Genomic DNA, 17,426 nt, shown 5'->3' on the forward strand with positions numbered 1-17,426 from the left:
ACCGTGACGCCCCCGCGAGCTTAGGGTGCCGCCATGCGAACCGAGGGACCGGCTGGCCCCGCACGTGAGCCCGTGTTTGATCGGCCGGTGTGGAGGGACTGGTTGCTTTGGTTCGGAGTCATCATGGCGGCGCTCTCCGCCTACGGGAGTGTCAGGGACCCCTACTTGGGTGAGGGGGCCGGCTTTGCTCAGGCCATCGACTTCTCGTGGCGGTTTGCCGTCACCTTCCTCATCGTTGGCTACCTGCCGGCTGCCTTCCGCCGAGGATCGAGAGAGCGGAAGGCAGCCGAGGGGCGGCGCGGTTGAGCGCCCCCCACCCGGTGCCGACCCCGAGGCGCCTCGTGGTCACACGGTGGTCACGGACTCACCCGGACAACCTCGGACGACACATCGTGGGGACGGGGGCGAGAGGCCGGAACCCCGGACGGTTACAGCGTTCTGCGGACCGGGCGACCTAGGGCGGACGGGCGCCGTCGGGGTTCGAGTCCTCCCCCCCCGAGCCACATCTTCGCCGTTAGCACCCGAGTCATGGGCGTCCTTGCGGTCCGACGGCTCGGCTACAGGATCAGCCAGACGAGGGGCCAGAGGAGCACGAGGAAGTACAGCACGGAGAGGAGCAGGAGGGGCGTGCGTTGCGCTGACGGCGCTGCCCTCCCGGGGGGCGCGCCTTCGGCTGGCATCAGTGCCCAGAGCGTGAGGTACGCGACGCCGACAACACCTGCGGAGACGAGGAGCCCGAGTGCCGCGAGCAGCCGGATGAAGCGGACGTCGGCCTCGAAGTGGTTGGCGATGCCTGCGCAGACACCCGCGACGGTCCCGTTGGCGGTGTCGCGCGCAGGCAGGCGGGGCGCTCGGGTTGCTCGCTCGTGCTGTTCTCGCAGCTCGGCCTCGCGGGCTGCTGCTTCATCAAAGGCCTCGTGAGAGCTGGTCATGAGCGGCTGGTCTCCTTTGTGGCTGCGTGCTCGAGGCGTCCCAGAGCAGTCGTGAGGACCCGTTCGATCGTGGTTCGCTGCACGTGGCCGGCGAGTGCGCGCACGGCTTCGGTGAAGCGGACGAGTGTGGCGTCCAGGTCCTGATCCTGGGTGCGCACGCCGGTACGGAGCTCGAGCCGGGCGAGTTGGTCCTGGCGGTCCTCGAGGGCTTCTTTGCCGAGCGGGGTGAGGTGGTAGACGGTGCGCCGCTCGTGCGCTTCCCCGGCGATGAGGCCGGCCTCTTCCAGGGCGGCGACCGCCGGGTACACCGTCCCCGTTGAGGGCTCATAGGCGTCACCGAAGAGGTCATCGAGCGCGCCGAGCATCTGGTAGGCGTGCATGGGCTGACGGGTCAACAACGCCATGATGACCAGCGGCAGCTCGCCGTGTCGGAAGAACCGGGTCATGCCCCCTCCTGCGAATCCACTGCGAACATACTGCGAAACTACTGCGAACGGCAAGCAAGGTCGGCACGAGAAGGTGCCGCTGCTGGGGATCGGTCCTGGCGTCGGAACGGCTTTGTGGGTCCCGGACCTGGCATCATGGCGGCGATGGTGGGACCTACCGAGGCGAGAGATGCGCGCAAGGCTGCGCGATGGGCTGTTGCGTTCCTCTTCGCAACGCCGTTCTTTCTGCTGGGGCTGTGGTGGTGCCTGGCGGTGGTGGTGCAGGTTGCCATAGTCGGCGGGCCGCGGGACGGGAGCCTTGCCCAGCTACTGATCCTGTCTGCATTCGCGATCCCGGGCCTCGTGATGTTGTCCATCTGGACGTTCGTCGGCGTGAAGGCGGTTCGCCTCGCCTGGCGGAAGCCAGATGAGCCTCATCAGGCGAGATTCGTTTCTCCTGCGGGGTGACGCCAGCGGACAAGCGGCTGTCGTTCAACGAAGTCCCGGACATCTACGACGAGATCCGTCCCTCGTATCCCGTCGCGTTGTTCGACGTCCTGTTCGAGAGGCTCCCGTCGTCGCCAACGATCGTGGAGGTCGGTCCCGGAACTGGCCAGGCAACCAAGGATCTTCTTGCTCGGGGAGCGTCGGTCCATGCCGTGGAGATCGGCCCAGAGACGGCTGCGAAGCTCCGACGAACGCTGCCCTCGACCCGGCTTCAGGTGAGCGTGGGCGACTTCGAGCAGATTGAGCTGCCGGCATCGAGCGCCGACGCGCTGTTCTCCGCCACGGCCTATCACTGGATCTCTTCGCCGGCGCAGACGGACCGCCCGGCCTTCCTGCTGCGACCTGGAGGAGTCGTTGCGATCGTCGATCTGATCCAGGTGACCTCTGCTGTGGACCAGGGCTTCTTCGACGCCGCCACGCCGATCTACGAACGATGCGGAGAGGGGCACCGTGGCCCACCTGCCCCGGGTCGCGACGCTGTGGATCCGCAAATGCGCAACGTCCTGGAAGATGACGGGCGCTTCCACCAGGTCGCTGTGCACCGTTGGGATTGGGATCAGACGTACACCGCAGCCGAGTACCGGAAGCTCATGCTCTCGTACTCGGGGACGCAGATGATGGCCCCATCACAGCGGCTGGGCCTGCTCGACGACATGGAAGCGTTGATCGACCAGGAGTTCGGCGGGCAGATCACCCGGCCCCTCGTCGCGACCCTCACGACCGCCGCGCTGTCCTGAACTGGCGGGCTGGGGCGGCGGACCTTCATCCTTCCGTCGAGGAGGGCATGTTGGGTGTGGTCGGACCGAGATCGGTCGTCGGCGGGCGGTCGATGGTCGGCGGTGCGGAGAAGCGAGGATTTACGGCTCCGAGAGCGACGAGCCCGCAAAGCACGCAAACAAGGAATGCGACGACAGCGTGCACGCCGACGGCCGGTGGATCCCAATGTCGGAGCCGTACCACCGTGGCCATGGCGACGGCGGAGACCGGTGGACCTGCCAACCAGAACCAGATCACGATGAATGTCGCACCTTCGTCCGGATCGAACGTGACCGCGGTGGCCAACAAACCCGCACCGATGGACACCAATGATCCAGCCACGCCGGTCAAGACCGACCAGCCCAAGTCCCTGACGGCCAGAGCACCGGATCCGCCCTCGACGGTCCTGCTCTCTCCTCGGGTGGACCTCAGCGTGCCGGAGCGCCGGCCGACCAGCTTGATCAGCACGAACGCAGCGAGAGCGAGGATCGCAAACCAGATGAGCACGGCGTCCATCGTCACATGCGGCAGGCTGTACCTGTGCCAGCCGGACTCGACGGACTCGTCTCGCACGCGCTCGCTGGCCACGGTACCGAGACGGGTGGCGCACCTACGAAGACACCGTGGGGCCGGCGTCCGCTGCCACCGTGGTCGTCGACAACAACGATTTCGGAGGTCCAGAGCTCCTGAAGATGGCCTGATCGCGGTCACCCTCTCGGGGGTGGTCGCGTAGCGTCTGGCGGATGGAGCTGTTGCCTGCCTCAGCTCCGACGACTGATCAGCAGTGGTCGTGATCCTTGGCGTGGACGTGCCCCCAGACCTCGTGGAGCTCTGGTGTGGCTGGCTCGCGCCCGACCCCCAACCCTTCATCGTCGGTACGGATGCGCGGTGGCAAGAGCTCGAGGGGGACAGCGGTGTCATCACCCCTGAGCTCCGAGACACGTTCCGGCTCTGGGCCGTGGCCCCTGGGTCGCAGCTGCTCTGGCTGTCGGATGAACGGTTCCATGGGCTCCCGAAGCCTGTTCGGGCCTCACTCGTACGGGAGCAGGTGACCCGACGAAGCGGCAACCCTCCAGGAGTCGGCGGTGTCCCGTCCGTCCGCGGGTGGCGTGACCTGCTCGACCCGACCGCGCTCCGGCGAGAAGCAGACGGCCACCGCTTCGTCTGGTGGCCCGGTCTCGTCGCGACGGACCCGATCGGGATCCTCGATCGCCTCCTGTCCGCCGATCGGCTCCCGAGCCGGCACGCAGAGGTCTCCAACTCGGTCTGGCGGCGCTGCGAAGACATCCTCCCGAACGCGCAGGCGGTGGCCGGCACATGGCCGCAGGGCAGCAGCTCGTGCTGCTTCAGCACCGTGATGACGGCTGCAGGTAGCGACGACAGTGGTGCATGCGACAGCGTCGAGCCCTTCGGGGAGTGGCTCGACTCCGCGTGCCGAAAGGGCGGCAATCTGAGTGATGCAGGCACGGTCCTCGTTTGGCGCGACCGAGACGGCCTGCCGGTACATGCCGCGGTCGCCATCGGCGAAGGCTGGGGTCTGGAGAAGCCATCCCAGGAATGGCACTCCCCACACGCCGTCGCAACGATCTCCGACATCATCCGCACGACTCGGCTCCCAGGACAACGGCTGGAGAAGCACACGATCCTCCCCTGATCTTCGTCAGCCGCCTGGAAGCGGCCCCGAGCCACGAGCTGGATGCGTTGACGCACGGCGTCGGCCTCTACGGTGACGCGCAACAGCAAGGGACATCATGGTGGCCGCGGAGAGGAGCCAACGTGATCACCGAGATCCATTGCCTGCCCCGGCCGACGGGCACCGACGAGGAGCGTTACGCCTACGTCCACGCTGCCATCGCGGTGATCGAAGCGTCGGGCCTCACCTTCGAGGTGGGCGCGCTCGGCACCACGGTCGAGGGCGAGCCCGACGAGGTGTGGCCCCTGCTGCGGCGGGTGCACGACGCGTGCCTGGCGGCTGGCGCCGACAGCGTCATCACGGTGATCAAGGTGGCGCAGTGGGCCGTCCCCGAGGGCGCGCCCTCGATCGCCAGCCTCACCGACCGGTACCGGGGCTGACGGTGGCCGACCCCCCTCAGTCGGGCAGGTCGCCCTCGGTGACCTCGTGGTGGAGGGGGCGTCCATCCCGGTAGCGGGCCAGGTTGTCGAGGAACAGCTCGGCCAACCGGGCATGTCGGCCGGTGCCGCCGGCCGCGTTGTGGGGGGTGAGGACGACCGAGGGATGGCCCCAGAGCGGGCTGTCGTCGGGGAGCGGCTCGGTGGCGGTGACGTCGAGCACCGCGACCTCCGGGACGCCCCGGTCGAGAGCCTCCAGCAGCGCCTCCTCGTCGACTAGCGAGCCACGCCCGACGTTGACGAGCACCGACGCCCTCTTCATGGCGTCGAGGAAGCCGGCGTCGACCATGCGCTCGGTGTCCGGGGTCGCGGGTGCGCTGAGGACGACCACGTCGGCACGGGGGAGTGCTGCGGTCACCGCGTCGGGCCCGACCATCTCGTCGACGGGCTCGTCGCCACTGGGGCGGCGGCGGACGCCGATGACCTGTGCGCCGAAGGCTCGGGCTCGTTCGGCCACCGCTCCACCGATGGCTCCCACCCCGATCACCAGCCAGGTGGTGCCGTGGACCTCCCGGAAGTCGTGGCGCCGCCACTCCCGCTCGGCCTGGGCGGCCCGCCAGCGATGGTCCTGCTGGTAGTGGGCGAGCACGGATCGCAGGACGTGCTCGGCGATGGGGATGTGGGTGACGTGGGCGTTGGTGAGCCGCACACCACGTCGCACCACCTCGGCGAAGACGGGTGCGTCGACCCCGGCAGCGGGTGACTGCAGCCAAGACATCGACTCGCACCGCCGCAGGAAGCCGAAGAACGGCCGCAGGGGTGCGCCCTCGTCGAAGAGGTCGGCGGTGGCCCACACCACCTCCGGTGCGGCGTCGTCCCACTCGACGCTGACCCCCTCGGGGCCTGCGACGATGCTGCCGTCGTCGAGCATCCGCAGCGGTCGGGCGTCGGGCGCGACCCGCGCCAGCCCGTCGCCGAAGCGTCGCCACGCCGTCTCGGTCAGGAGCACGTCCATGGGCCGACCCTACGGCGCCGGCCGAATCTGGGAGGTGGCGTGCCCTCTGGTATCGTCGTCGTTCGCCTAGCGCACGGCCCGTTCGTCTAGGGGCCTAGGACACCACCCTCTCAAGGTGGAGACACGGGTTCGAATCCCGTACGGGCTGCCACGAAGTGATCCCGAAGTACCGGGTGAGCTCTTCCCGAAATACCGAGAGCCCGGCCACCCGGCCGGGCTCTCTGCGTTCCGGTGCTGGTGCCTCGCGAGCGAGGGGCTGTTCATGCAGCTGTCGCCGGCCCGCGTCTTGACCGGACAGGTCAGGCGTCGGAGGTCGCGGTGTCGGCCGCGCCCGGTCCGCTCGGGTCTGCGATCAGCGGCTGGCCGGCAAGGATGCCCGTCGCGGCCGGGGGCGGGGCGCCCATCCTCAAGCCGTGATCGGTGATGGTGAACTCCAGAATGGCCTTGGAGTGGTCCGACCCGCGCAGCTTCAGGATGGAGATCCCGCGACGCAGCTCGCCGAACAGCTCCATGTAGCGCAGCAGGATGATCATGTCGAGCAGCGTCGAGGCCTCGACTCCGCTGGCGGAGGGCCCGCCCAGCAGCGAGGGCGTCGTCGTCGTCATCAGCGAGGTGATCCCTCTCGCCCTCAGGGCCGAGGTGAGGCCGAGCAAGAACTCGTGGAAGACCAGCTCGGAGGACGCCCGCTGGACGCCGGAGATGCTGTCGACCACGACCCGGGTGGGCTGGAACTCGTCGACGACTCGCAGGATCTGGATGAGGTGGGTGGGGGCTGGTGCCGACTCCGGGTACTGGCAGAGCAGGCGGATCCGGCCGTCGGCCTGCAGCGCGTCGAGGTCGTGGCCCCAACCTCGGGCGTTGCGGGTCAGCTGCTGGGCGCTCTCCTCGAAGTTGATCATGAGGCAGCGGCCGTCGTCGTCGGTGGCCGCGGCGGCGAACTCCATTGCCAGCAACGACTTCCCAGTACCCGTTGGGCCGGAGACCAGGATGACCGAGTCCTTCATGGCACCTCCATGGCACATGTCGTCGACATCGGGGTTGCCGAGGCTGATCCGGGTGTCCGAGCACGGATGCGTCAGCTCCAGCTCCGCGAGGGAGGCGATGACGACACCTTCACCCGGCCGGATCGCGTACGGGAACTCGCCGGTGAGGTGTGGAGTGCCCCTGAGCTTGAGCGCCTCCACGGTCCTGCGCCGGACCCCGTTCTCGAGGGTGTTCCGCAGGATGAGGACGTTGTCGGCCACGAACTCCTCGACATCGAGGCGCGCTGCATCGGCGTGGTCGCGCTCCGCGGTCACGACGGCGGTCACGTCCAGCTGCTCGAGGCTCCTCACGAGCCGATGGACCTCGGCTCGGACGCGGGGCTGGTTCCCCACCCGTGTCAGCAGGTTGGTGATCGAGTCCACCACCACGCGCTTGGCCCCGACCCGGTTCACGGCGTTGGCGATCCGCGTGATCAGCAAGCTGAAGTCCACGTCCTCGCTGATCACGAGCTCCCGGTCGTCGCTCGGTGAGAGGTCGAGGAACGCCCACGTGCCGGCGGCCTCCCAGCAGGCGATGTCCCAGCCGAGGCTGGCCATGAAGCGGCGGGTCTTCGCGGGCTGCTCGTCGAGCGTGACGAAGACGCCCGCCTCGGCGAAGTCGCGGATCCCGACGGCCAGGAACTGCGATGCCAGGACGGACTTGCCGGTGCCAGCGGCCCCCGTCAGCAGGGTGACCTCACCCTCCGGCAGGCCGCCGGCGCAGATGTTGTCCAGCCCGCGGATGCCGCTCGGCAGCATCGGCAGCGCACCCGGGAGAGGCTGCGGGGCGGCTGTCGCTGTCGGGTCAGACATCGGAGGTACCGGGCAGGCCGAGAGCCTCGGCGAGCTGACTGGTGGCGGACAGGTCGCCGATGACTCTCAGGACGGGCGGGGGCTGGGTCCGGATGAGCGTGGGTGTCACCAGGATGCGTGCGGCGTCGGCCTCGTCGAGGGCCTCGAGGACGTCAACGGAGGTGATGGCGTACGCGCCGGCGGGCAGGAGCTCCGCGCAGAAGCGGTCGAGGTTCGACTTGGCGGCCGCGGAGACCGCGGTGGTTCCCGACACGTACAGCGTGAACTGGTACTCCGCGGTCACAGCACTCCCTACCTTTCCAGCAGTCATCCGTAGCCGTGGCGATGGGTCAGCTGGGGTCCGTGACGGCTGGGCGAGCCGCTCCTTCTCCGCAACGGGCCGGGGGCGGCGCTTGTGCAGGTACATCTGCTCGTCGGCTGCATCCAGCAGGTGCTCGACAGTCGTGCCCGAACCGTCGGCGATGACGAAGCCGGTGCTCAGACCGATGGTGCAGGCCTCGCCGCTCACGAGGAACGGCTCGCGGAAGGAGGCCTCGATCCGAGCCGTGAGCTCCGTGGCGGCGGCGCGGTCGATCCCTTCGCAGAGCAGCACGAACTCGTCCCCGCCGACACGGGCGACCGAGTCTGCGGGGCGCAGCACCGAACGGAGGCGACGGCCCGCCTCGATGAGGACCAGGTCACCTGCGGCGTGGCCCCAACGGTCGTTGACAGCCTTGAAGTCGTCAAGGTCGGCCCCGAACAGGGCCACCGAGCCGGGCCGGCGAGCGAGTCGGTCGAGAGCCACGCGCAGGCGGTCCTCGAGCAGGAACCGGTTGGGAAGACCGGTCAGCTGGTCATGGGTGGCCAGGTCGACGAGAGCGACGTCAGCGTGATGCCGGTCGGTGACGTCCCGGAGCAGGGCGAGCAGGCAGGGCCGCCCCTCCCACTCGGTGTCGACGACCCGCAGCTCGGCATACGCCAAGTGCCCTCCGGGTCGGACCAGCTCCACCTCCGACACCGCCCCGGCCAGCACGGCGAAGCCGACCTCGGCGCCGATCAGCTCGGCTTGCGAGCGCCGCAGCATCCCGACGGCGGCGGTGTTGGCGAAGCGGACCACACCGTGCTCGTCCAAGACCAGCATGCCGTCGCTGCTGCGCTGCACGAGGGCGACGAAGGCTGCATCGCTGGCCGCCAGCCGGTTCCGGAGGGCGAGCACCTCGTCGCGCAGGTCGATGATGCTGTTCTCAGCGGCTGTCGTCGTCGGGCGCACGGTCGGCCAGCAGACAGAGAGCCTGGGTCATGTCGCTTCTCCAAGGCTCGATTGGATCAGATGTCAACCATGACACGGCTTGCTCGTTGCGTGAAGATCACGGGCGATGCTTGTGACCTCTGGCCCTGACCGAAAGGTCCAAACGTGCAGAGATCGCCCCGCACAGGGTGCCCGATTGCCGCCTGGGTGCCGGGCGGCAGTCGCGGCTATCTGGCGTTATACGGGTGATCGGTGCGGTCGGCGGCCTGTCAACGGTTGCAACCGATGTGATGCGCCATGATGGAGGCGCAGAGAAGTTGATGGCACCGCCGGGCCTGCGTCGTGCCGATGCCCGCGGCCGTAGCGTGGGTCCGTGATGAGCGAGGTCCTCCGCCGACTGGCCCCGCCGGCCGACCGTCGCGTGGCGGTGCGGGTCACCGACGACGCCAAGCGTCAGGTCCGTGGCGGCCACCCGTGGGTCTTCGAGGCATCGATCACCTCTGTCACCGGCGAGGGGCAGGCCGGGGACCTGGCGGTCGTCTTCGACGCCGAGCGACGCTTCCAGGCGATCGGGCTCTACGACCCCACCTCGCCCATTCGCGTGCGGGTGCTCCACCACGGGGCCCCCGAGCCCATCACCGAGGCGTGGTGGCGGCAGCGGTTCCAAGACGCCCTCGACCGTCGCGCGCCGCTGGCGGCGTCGGCCGAGACCACCGGCTACCGGTGCGTGCACGGTGAGAACGACGGGCTCCCCGGCCTGGTGGTCGACCGCTACGGCAGCACCCTCGTCGTCAAGCTGTACTCGGTGGCCTGGATCCCCCACCTGCCGATGGTGGTGCGGTTGCTCGATGAGCTGCTCGGGCCGGACCTGGTGGTCCTGCGCCTCAGCCGGGTGGTGCAGCGGCTTGGCGGCGACGACCTCGCCGACGGCACCGTGGTGCTCGGCGACCCGCCTGGTGGGCCGGTGGTGTTCCGGGAGAACGGCCTCGAGGTCGAGGCCGACGTGGTCGCCGGCCAGAAGACCGGGTACTTCCTCGACCAGCGGGACAACCGCCGCCTCGTGGGCGCGATGGCCGGTGGTGGGCGGGTGCTCGACGTCTTCGCCTGCACGGGGGGCTTCTCGCTCGCCGCCGCGGCCGGAGGCGCCCGCCACGTCGTCAGCGTGGACCTGAGCGCACCGGCCCTGGCGGTGGCGCGGCGCAACCTGGCCCGCAACCACGACCGCCCGACGGTGGCGGCCTGTCGCCACGAGACGGTCGTCGGTGACGCCTTCGAGGTGATGGCCGACCTGGCGGCCGACGGCGAGCGCTTCGACGTGGTGGTCGTCGACCCACCGTCGTTCGCCCAGAACCAGGCGAGCGTGCCCGGGGCGATGCGGGCCTACGCACGCCTCACCGACCTGGCGGTACGCCTGGTCGACGACAGTGGTCTCTTGGTGCAGGCCTCGTGTTCGAGCCGGGTTGTGGCCGACGACCTCTTCCCGGCCATCCACCGTGCCGCCGCCGGCGCCGGCCGGCGGCTGGACGAGATCCGGCGCACCGGGCACCCCCTCGATCACCCCGTCGGTTTCCGGCACGGCGCCTACCTCAAGGCGCTCTACGCCCGGGTCGAGCGTCTGACGGGGTCCGGGGCGGCCGGTGAGTCGACCGGGAGAAACCCATCGAAAGCGACGAAGAGCCCCTAGACGGTTGCCGGCATCCGTGCGTACGATCCAAGAGCGGTCAAGAGACGGCCGTCGGTGTGGGGGCAGAGGGGAGCCCGACGTGCTGAACGATCAGGAACGTGCGGACCTCCGGCAGGCGCTGGAGGAGATCGACGTCGAAGAAGAACAGCGGCGGGCGGCGGAGGCCAAGTGGCGGTCTGAGGCCCTACATCGCTCGCGACGGCGCGGCGCGAACCAGCGGAGCGGGCCTCTGCGCATGCGTTGACCGATTCGCCAGATCCTCAAGTCCGGGCCGGTTCCGGCCGATTGAGACCCATGGAGCTCGCCCCGGTGACCGACGTCGCCAGCACGCCGCCTGCCCGCATTGGCTGGCACCTCCAGCGTGCGCGAGAGGCAGTAGGGCTGTCGGTCGACGACGCCAGCGCCAGCACCGGCCTGACCGTGGCGACCATCACCGATCTCGAGCACGGCCGACGGCTGCTCTCGGTGGCCGATCACGACCGCCTGGCTACGGCCTACGGCGTCGAGGGCAGCGCCCTGATCCCACCCCGGACCCCCGTGGTGGTCGACGAGGCCGCCCGCGTGATCCGCCTGGGCGAGCGCGAAGCAGACCTCGGCGACGAGGCCGACGTCCTGGCCTCGTACCTCTCCCTGGTGTACGACGTGCGCGGCGCCCAGCCGGGCAAGCGTATCCCTCTCCGGGACGAGGACATCGACGCCCTTGCGGCCGTGGTCGGTGACGATCCCGACCAGATCGAGGACCGTCTCATCGAGCTGATGGGCTGCACCCGCGACGAGGCGCGGAGCCTTCGTGCCCTGCTCCTGCGACGCCGGGTGATCGGCTCGGCCGCCGCTCTGGTGCTCGGCGTGAGCGGAGTGGCCGCCTTGGCGGCGCAGCTCGGTTCCGGGAGCGATGCTCCCGCCCCGTCGGAGCCGGCCACATCGGCGGCCGCCCCGTCGCCTGCGGCGGCACCCCCCGCCGGCGAGCTCTCCCGCATCCAGGATGCTCCCGTCGCGGAGCTCGGTCCTTCTGCGCCTGAGCTCTCGGCGCCGGCGCCTCAGGCGCCTGGTCCAGCCTCAGCCCCCGCGGCGCCGGCGCCCGCGCCGGTCGCCTCGGTCGACGGCCCCGAGCCAACGGAGCTGGCGCCGCCCACGCAGATCGAGCGCGAGCTGCCCCCGCCCCGCTTCGAAGACGAGCCCCTCCCGCCGATCGACCTCGACCCGGACCTCGGTGATGGCACGGTGACCGGCCCGGGCCCGGAGACCGGGGTCGTCCCCATCGACGAAGTGACCGAGACGGACCCCGTGGACGAGGTTCCTGTGGACGAGGTTCCCGAGGATGAGGTCCCGGTGGACAAGGTTCCGCAGGACCTGGTTCCGCCGGACACAGTTCCGCAGGACCTGGTTCCGCCGGACACGGTTCCGCAGGGCAAGGGTCCGCCGGACACAGTTCCGCAGGGCAAGGGTCCCGAGGTCAAGGGTCCCGAGGTCAAGGGGGCCTGAGCGCGGCGCAGCCGCCGTCCGAGGACGGCGGCCGAGTCGTTGCTGCGGGCTGGGGGTCAGCCGTCGGTGTCGCCTCCGTCGGTGCCCGGCGGCTCCTACGATCGTTGCGTGCCCGTCGCGCCCGGCCGCCTCGCACCCCGCCTCCACGAGGCAGCGACCCGACCCGTCAGCTCGGCTTCGGTGGCGTTCCTGCGCATGGCGTTCGGCGTGGGGATGGTCGTCAACACCCTGCTCTACCTGCCTGTCCTGGTGCGGGACTACTACGTCGACACGTCGTTCCACTTCTCGTACGGCCCGCTCACGTTCGTCCAGCCGCTCCCCGGCGCCGGCATGTACCTCGTGTACGTCGCCATGGGCATCACCGGCGTGCTCATCGCCCTGGGCCGTTGGTACCGGTGGGCGGCCGCGGCGTTCTTCGTCCTCACCACCTACGTCTTCCTGATCGACTCGACGTTCTTCCAGAACCACGAGTACCTGATCTCGCTCCTCGCCCTGCTGCTGGCGGTGCTGCCCGGGATCGACGGGCGATGGTCGCTCGATGTCGAGCGGCACCCCGAGCGGCGACGGTCGACCGTGCCGGCGTGGGTGGTGTGGCTGCTCCGCTTCCAGGTGGGTGTGCCGTACTTCTTCGGTGGCATCGCCAAGCTGAACGGCGACTGGTTGCGGGGCGAACCGCTCCGGGCGTGGCTGGCGAGCCGCACCGACATCGGGTGGCTCAACGGGCTGCTGACCAACGACGGCGTGGTCTGGTTCATGGCCCACGGGTCCCTGGTGCTCGACCTGGTGGTGGTGTGGCTGCTCCTCCACCGGCGCACCAGGGTGCCGGCCTACGTCGTGGTGACCGGGTTCCACCTGCTCAACGTCTGGCTCTTCGGGCTGTTCATCTTCCCGTGGCTGATGATCGCGGCGACCACGATATTCTTCGACCCCTCCTGGCCGGAGCGCGCCCTCGCCCGCTGGCGGTCGCCCGCGGCGGAGGCGCCCCCCCGGCCAGAGCCGGCCGCCGGGGGCCGGGTTCGACGGCTGTCGCCGCTGCTGGTCGGCGCCCTCGGGCTCTGGGTCGCGCTCCAGGTGCTGCTTCCCCTGCGCCACCTGACCGTGGCGGGCTCACCGAGCTGGACGGAGGAGCACCACCGCTTCTCATGGCACATGAAGCTGCGTGACAAGCGAGGCGACGTCACCTACGTGGTGACCGCCGCCGACGGGCGCACGTGGCGCGTCGACCCGGCCGAGCAGCTGAGTCCCAAGCAGGCGTATCGCCTGTCGGGCCACCCGGAGCGCCTCGTGCACTTCGCCCGCCACCTCTCTGCCCAGCACGGCGGCGCCGAGGTTCGGGCTGAGACGTCGGTGTCGCTCAACGGGCGACGCCCGCAGCCGATCGTGGACCCGACGGTCGACCTGGCCTCGCAACCGGTGCTGTGGTGGGGCCCGGCGGACTGGATCCTGCCGCTCGAGGAGCCCCTGCGCCGGTCGGACTAGCGACGGAGAGGCGGCAGGAGGAGCGTCAGGCCTGCAGGGCGACGGCGCCGCGGCGGCCGTGTCGGCGGGCCTCGGTGCGCTGGTCGTCGTTCTCGCCGCCCCAGAAGCCTTGCTCGCGGTGCTCGCGGGCGTAGTCCCGACAGTCGGGGAGCACGTCGCAGGACATGCAGATGGCACGGGCGACGGCCTCGCGGGCCTCTCGCGCTTCTGCTTGCTCCCCATGGGGGGCGAAGAAGGTGTCGGTCTGGCCTTTGCAGGCAGCGGCGTTGAGCCAGTCCTGCTGGGTCCAACGGGGCTTGAGGAACACGACTTCTGCCATGGTTGCCACCTTCATGGTCCCCGCCCACCTCGCGGACCGGATCGTTTTGCTCGACGGATGTTCTCTGACCGTTCACAATCTTCGCCGACGGACCCCCATCTTCCTAACAAATCTTTCCGATGGGATACATCGCGATGAGAGATGGGCGCTCCAATCGACCGCGCTGGCGCGGCGGTAGGGTCCGGAGGTGGACGACCAGGCGGCACCGGACGTTCGCCGGGCCCTGGCCGCGGTCACCGCCGCCCTGCCGGCGGGCGAGGAGCGCCCGGGCCAGGTCGAGATGGCCGTCGCCGTCGCCGGGGCCATCGCCAGCGGCGAGCACCTGCTCGTCCAGGCGGGCACCGGCACCGGCAAGACGATCGCCTACCTGGTGCCCGCCATCCTGTCGGGTCGCACGGTGGTGGTCGCCACGGCCACCAAGGCGCTCCAGGAGCAGCTGATCGGGCGCGACCTCCCGCACCTGCGCTCGACCATCGGGGTGCCCTTCGAGGCCGCTCTCCTCAAGGGGCGATCCAACTACCTGTGCCGGGCGGCGCTCGCCGACGCCAGCGCTGCCGGCGCCCAGGGTGCGCTCGTCGACGACGGCGCCGTCGCACTCGACGCAGGCCGGCTCGCCGAGGTCGTGGCCTGGTCGGTCACCACTCCCACCGGCGACCGCTCCGACCTCCCGCTCGCCCTGAGCGATCCCGAGTGGGGTCGCCTCTCGGTCGGGGTGGGGGAGTGCCCCGGAGCCCACCGGTGCCCGCACGGGGACACCTGCTTCGCCGAGGGTGCGCGTGCGGCGGCGGCCGAGGCCGACGTGGTGGTGGTCAACACCCACCTCTACGGGATCCACGTGGCGACCGGTGGCGCCGTCCTGCCCGATCATGAGGTCGTGGTCGTCGACGAGGCCCACGCCCTCGAGGACATCGCCGCCGACACCCTCGGCGCCAGCGTCGGACCCGGCCGGCTCGACCACCTGGCGCGGGCGTGCCGCACGCTGTTCAGCGCCGACCACCCGGCCATCGCGGGGGTCGAGTCGGCCGGCCGTCACCTCGACGGGGTGCTCGGCGACCTCGCCGACCGGCGCGTCGACCCGCCCGCGCTGCCGGCGCTGGCCGACGCGCTGCTCGCCGGGGCCGAAGCCGCTGGCGCGGTCACCACCGCCGCCAGGGCGCTCGACGTGGGCGGCGACGCCGAGGTGCGCCGCGACCGTGTCGTCCAGCTCGCCACCAACCTGGCGGTCGACCTCCGCCTCGCCGGCGATCCGGGTGCCGATCGGGTGGCCTGGGTGGAGGGAGGCTCGTCGCCCCGCCTGCGGGTGGCGCCGGTGGACGTGGGCGGCGAGCTCGCGGGCCGGCTCTTCCCCCACGCCACTGCCGTGCTCACCAGCGCGACGCTCTCCGTCGGCGGGTCCTTCGACCCCGTCGCCGAGCGCCTCGGCCTCGACCGAGGGCCGGTCGACGACCAGGGCGACCCCACCGAGCCGCCCGGCTGGCGGGGCGTCGACGTCGGCAGCCCCTTCGACTACGAGCGACAGGCGCTGCTCTACTGCGCCGCCCACCTCCCAGACCCGAGGGCGTCCTCTTACGAGGCAGCCATGCTCGACGAGCTCGAGGGCCTCATCACCGCCGCCGGCGGACGGACGCTGGCCCTCTTCACCAGCCGGCGGGCGATGGACGCGGCGGCGGCCCACCTCGAGGCCACGCTCGACGTGGCCGTCCTGGTGCAGGACCGCCTGCCGCGTCCGGTCCTGCACGAGGCGTTCCTCGAGGACGAGACATCGGTGCTGGTGGCGACGATGGGGTTCTGGCAGGGCTTCGACGCCCCGGGCGCGACGTGCTCGCTGGTGACGATCGACCGACTGCCATTCGGCCGCCCCGACGACCCCCTCTCCGAAGCGCGGCGGGAGGCGGCCACCCGGGCCCGCAAGAACGCCTTCACCGCGGTCGACCTGCCGCGGGCTGCGGTCCTGCTTGCCCAGGGCGCGGGCCGGCTGGTGCGAACCGCCACCGACCGGGGCGTCGTGGCCGTCCTCGACCGCCGGCTGGCCAGCGCGAGCTACCGCTGGACGCTGGTGCGCAGCTTGCCGCCCATGCGGCGCACCAAGGACCCGGAGGTCGTGAGGGCCGAGCTGCGCGGCCTCGTCGACCGTGACGGGAGCCCGCCGGCTCCCTGAGGTGGTCGTGGCCAGGCGGGCTATGGCGCGGGACGGTCGAGGAGGTCGGTGACGAGCGCGGCGATGGCGCTGCGCTCCGAGCGCGTGAGCGTGACGTGGCCAAAGAGGGGGTTGCCCCGAAGGGCGTCGATGACCGACGCAACACCGTCGTGTCGGCCGACGCGCAGGTTGTCGCGCTGGGCGACGTCGTGGGTCAGCACCACCCGGCTGTTCTGGCCGAGGCGGGACAGGGCGGTGAGCAGCACCGGGCGCTCCAGGTTCTGGGCCTCGTCGATGACGACGAACGAGTCGGTGAGGCTGCGACCTCGGATGTGGGTGAGGGGAAGCACCTCCAGGAGGCCCCTGGCCATCACCTCCTCGATCACCGCTGGTCCGGCGATGGCCTCGAGGGCGTCGGTGACCGCTGCGGCCCACGGTGACATCTTCTCGGCCTCGCTGCCCGGCAGGTACCCCAGGCCCTGGCCGCCCACGGCGAAGAGCGGGCGGAAGACCAGCACCCGCTTGTGGGTCCGCTGCTCGAGCACCGCGTCGAGCCCGGCGGCGAGGGCGAGCACGCTCTTGCCGGTCCCGGCCGGCCCCCCGAGGCTGACGATGCCGACGTCCGGGTCGCACAGCAGGTCGATGGCGATGCGCTGCTCGGCGCTGCGGCCGTGCACGTCGAAGACGCTCCGGTCGCCTCGAACGAGGTGGACCCGGCCGTCGTCCCGGACCCGCCCCAGCGCCGACTGCGACCCGGCGGTGAGCGCCAGGCCCGTGTTGCAAGGAAGCGTCGCGGCCTCGGCGAGGTCGATGGTCCGCTCTGCGAAGAGCTCGTCGATGGTTGCGGCGTCGACGTCGAGGTCGACCAGGCCCGGCCAGCTGACGTCGCTCGCCAGCTCGTTGCGGTACTCGTCGGACGCCAGGCCGACGATGCTGGCCTTGAGCCGCAGCGGGAGGTCCTTGGTGACCACGACCACGTCGTGTCCCTCCGCCGCCAGGTTGCGGGCCACGGCGAGGATGCGGTGGTCGTTGTTGTCGGCCACCAGAGCCGGAGGCAGGCCGGAGAGGTCCTGGTGGTTCAGCTCGACGCGGAGGGTGCCCCCGTCGTCGTTGGCCGGCATGGCCTCGGTCAGCGAGCCGTGCTGCACCCGGAACCGCTCGAGGAGCCGCAGGGCCCGTCGCGCCGACCACCCGAGCTCGGGGTGGTCGCGCTTGGCCTCCAGCTCCGTGAGGACCACCAGGGGGAGCACCACGGTGTGCTCTTCGAACCGCTGGATGGCCTGCGGGTCGCTCAGGATCACCGAGGTGTCGATCACGTAGGTCCGGGTCGCAGTGGCGGTGCTCACCTCCCCGGCCACGTCGAGCGGAGACGGGACGAGCAGGTCAGCCACGAGACCCCCTGGGGTCCGGTCCGGCGGCCGGAGGGGTCGCCGATCGGTGCGCGGTGGGTGGGAACCGGACCACTGACGACCATCAAACCCCCATCGCCGGGTCGAGTGGGGGATGGGCAGCGCGGCCGGGAGGAATTCCCGACCAGTTCGGTCGTCATTCGCCCGG

General features: G+C 70.7%; 16 protein-coding genes and 1 tRNA gene. 9 read left to right on the top strand and 8 right to left on the bottom strand.

Annotated features, from left to right (window positions below; all coding sequences use genetic code 11):
* Positions 1-557 precede the first annotated feature (557 nt).
* Both VMN58_07585 and VMN58_07590 read right to left on the bottom strand, forming a co-directional pair.
* A complete protein-coding gene (locus tag VMN58_07585; protein HUF33053.1) occupies positions 558-932 on the bottom strand; it encodes a PspC domain-containing protein in 375 nt (124 codons plus the stop codon).
* A complete protein-coding gene (locus VMN58_07590; protein ID HUF33054.1) occupies positions 929-1,378 on the bottom strand; it encodes a PadR family transcriptional regulator in 450 nt (149 codons plus the stop codon). The genes VMN58_07585 and VMN58_07590 overlap by 4 nt, the downstream gene beginning before the upstream one ends.
* A 144-nt stretch (positions 1,379-1,522) precedes the next feature.
* Between VMN58_07590 and VMN58_07595 the strand changes: the two genes are divergently transcribed.
* Both VMN58_07595 and VMN58_07600 read left to right on the top strand, forming a co-directional pair.
* Entirely contained in the window at positions 1,523-1,825 is a 303-nt protein-coding gene (locus VMN58_07595; GenBank protein HUF33055.1) for a hypothetical protein, read from the top strand.
* Positions 1,822-2,601 (top strand): class I SAM-dependent methyltransferase, encoded by a 780-nt coding sequence (locus tag VMN58_07600; protein HUF33056.1) that lies wholly within the window; start codon positions 1,822-1,824, stop codon positions 2,599-2,601. Before VMN58_07595 ends, VMN58_07600 begins: the two co-directional genes overlap by 4 nt.
* A gap of 25 nt (positions 2,602-2,626) precedes the next feature.
* Here the strand turns inward: VMN58_07600 and VMN58_07605 are convergent, their stop codons facing one another.
* On the bottom strand, positions 2,627-3,193 hold the full coding sequence (locus VMN58_07605) for a hypothetical protein (GenBank protein HUF33057.1): 567 nt from the start codon (positions 3,191-3,193) through the stop codon (positions 2,627-2,629).
* A gap of 211 nt (positions 3,194-3,404) precedes the next feature.
* On the opposite strand from VMN58_07605, the gene VMN58_07610 reads away from it, so the two are divergent.
* Both VMN58_07610 and VMN58_07615 read left to right on the top strand, forming a co-directional pair.
* Positions 3,405-4,274: a hypothetical protein gene (locus VMN58_07610; GenBank protein HUF33058.1), complete on the top strand. Its 870-nt coding sequence runs from the start codon at positions 3,405-3,407 to the stop codon at positions 4,272-4,274.
* Positions 4,275-4,396: 122 nt separating this feature from the next.
* Positions 4,397-4,693, top strand: a complete 297-nt coding sequence (locus tag VMN58_07615) for a thiamine-binding protein (GenBank protein HUF33059.1) — start codon at positions 4,397-4,399, stop codon at positions 4,691-4,693.
* Positions 4,694-4,709: 16 nt separating this feature from the next.
* Here VMN58_07615 and VMN58_07620 read toward each other — a convergent pair whose 3' ends face one another.
* A complete protein-coding gene (locus tag VMN58_07620; protein ID HUF33060.1) occupies positions 4,710-5,705 on the bottom strand; it encodes a D-2-hydroxyacid dehydrogenase in 996 nt (331 codons plus the stop codon).
* Between the two features lie 75 nt (positions 5,706-5,780).
* On the opposite strand from VMN58_07620, the gene VMN58_07625 reads away from it, so the two are divergent.
* Positions 5,781-5,856 (top strand) — tRNA-Glu (locus VMN58_07625).
* A gap of 148 nt (positions 5,857-6,004) precedes the next feature.
* On the opposite strand, the gene kaiC is transcribed toward VMN58_07625, so the two are convergent.
* Both kaiC and VMN58_07635 read right to left on the bottom strand, forming a co-directional pair.
* Complete coding sequence (gene kaiC / locus VMN58_07630; protein HUF33061.1) at positions 6,005-7,486, bottom strand: circadian clock protein KaiC; 1,482 nt, start codon at positions 7,484-7,486, stop codon at positions 6,005-6,007.
* A 46-nt stretch (positions 7,487-7,532) separates the two neighbouring features.
* Positions 7,533-8,789 carry a diguanylate cyclase gene (locus VMN58_07635; GenBank protein ID HUF33062.1) on the bottom strand — a complete coding sequence of 419 codons (1,257 nt, stop codon included), beginning with the start codon at positions 8,787-8,789 and terminating at the stop codon, positions 7,533-7,535.
* Positions 8,790-9,144: 355 nt separating this feature from the next.
* Here VMN58_07635 and VMN58_07640 point away from each other — a divergent pair, with 355 nt between their 5' ends.
* The 3 genes from VMN58_07640 (at position 9,145) to VMN58_07650 (ending at position 13,413) form a co-directional block, all read left to right on the top strand.
* Positions 9,145-10,452: a class I SAM-dependent rRNA methyltransferase gene (locus VMN58_07640; protein HUF33063.1), complete on the top strand. Its 1,308-nt coding sequence runs from the start codon at positions 9,145-9,147 to the stop codon at positions 10,450-10,452.
* Positions 10,453-10,746: 294 nt separating this feature from the next.
* Positions 10,747-11,934, top strand: coding sequence for a helix-turn-helix domain-containing protein (locus VMN58_07645; protein ID HUF33064.1), 1,188 nt, complete (start codon positions 10,747-10,749; stop codon positions 11,932-11,934).
* A 108-nt stretch (positions 11,935-12,042) separates the two neighbouring features.
* Positions 12,043-13,413 carry an HTTM domain-containing protein gene (locus VMN58_07650; protein HUF33065.1) on the top strand — a complete coding sequence of 457 codons (1,371 nt, stop codon included), beginning with the start codon at positions 12,043-12,045 and terminating at the stop codon, positions 13,411-13,413.
* Positions 13,414-13,438: 25 nt separating this feature from the next.
* On the opposite strand, the gene VMN58_07655 is transcribed toward VMN58_07650, so the two are convergent.
* The gene (locus VMN58_07655; protein ID HUF33066.1) at positions 13,439-13,732 is read right to left on the bottom strand and encodes a WhiB family transcriptional regulator; all 294 of its coding nucleotides are present in this window, start codon (positions 13,730-13,732) and stop codon (positions 13,439-13,441) included.
* A 187-nt stretch (positions 13,733-13,919) separates the two neighbouring features.
* Here VMN58_07655 and VMN58_07660 point away from each other — a divergent pair, with 187 nt between their 5' ends.
* Entirely contained in the window at positions 13,920-15,890 is a 1,971-nt protein-coding gene (locus VMN58_07660; protein ID HUF33067.1) for an ATP-dependent DNA helicase, read from the top strand.
* A 20-nt stretch (positions 15,891-15,910) separates the two neighbouring features.
* Here the strand turns inward: VMN58_07660 and VMN58_07665 are convergent, their stop codons facing one another.
* A complete protein-coding gene (locus tag VMN58_07665) occupies positions 15,911-17,260 on the bottom strand; it encodes a PhoH family protein (GenBank protein HUF33068.1) in 1,350 nt (449 codons plus the stop codon).
* Positions 17,261-17,426 lie beyond the last annotated feature (166 nt).

The organism is Acidimicrobiales bacterium, assembly GCA_035512495.1.
GTDB lineage: Bacteria > Actinomycetota > Acidimicrobiia > Acidimicrobiales > CADCSY01 > DATKDW01.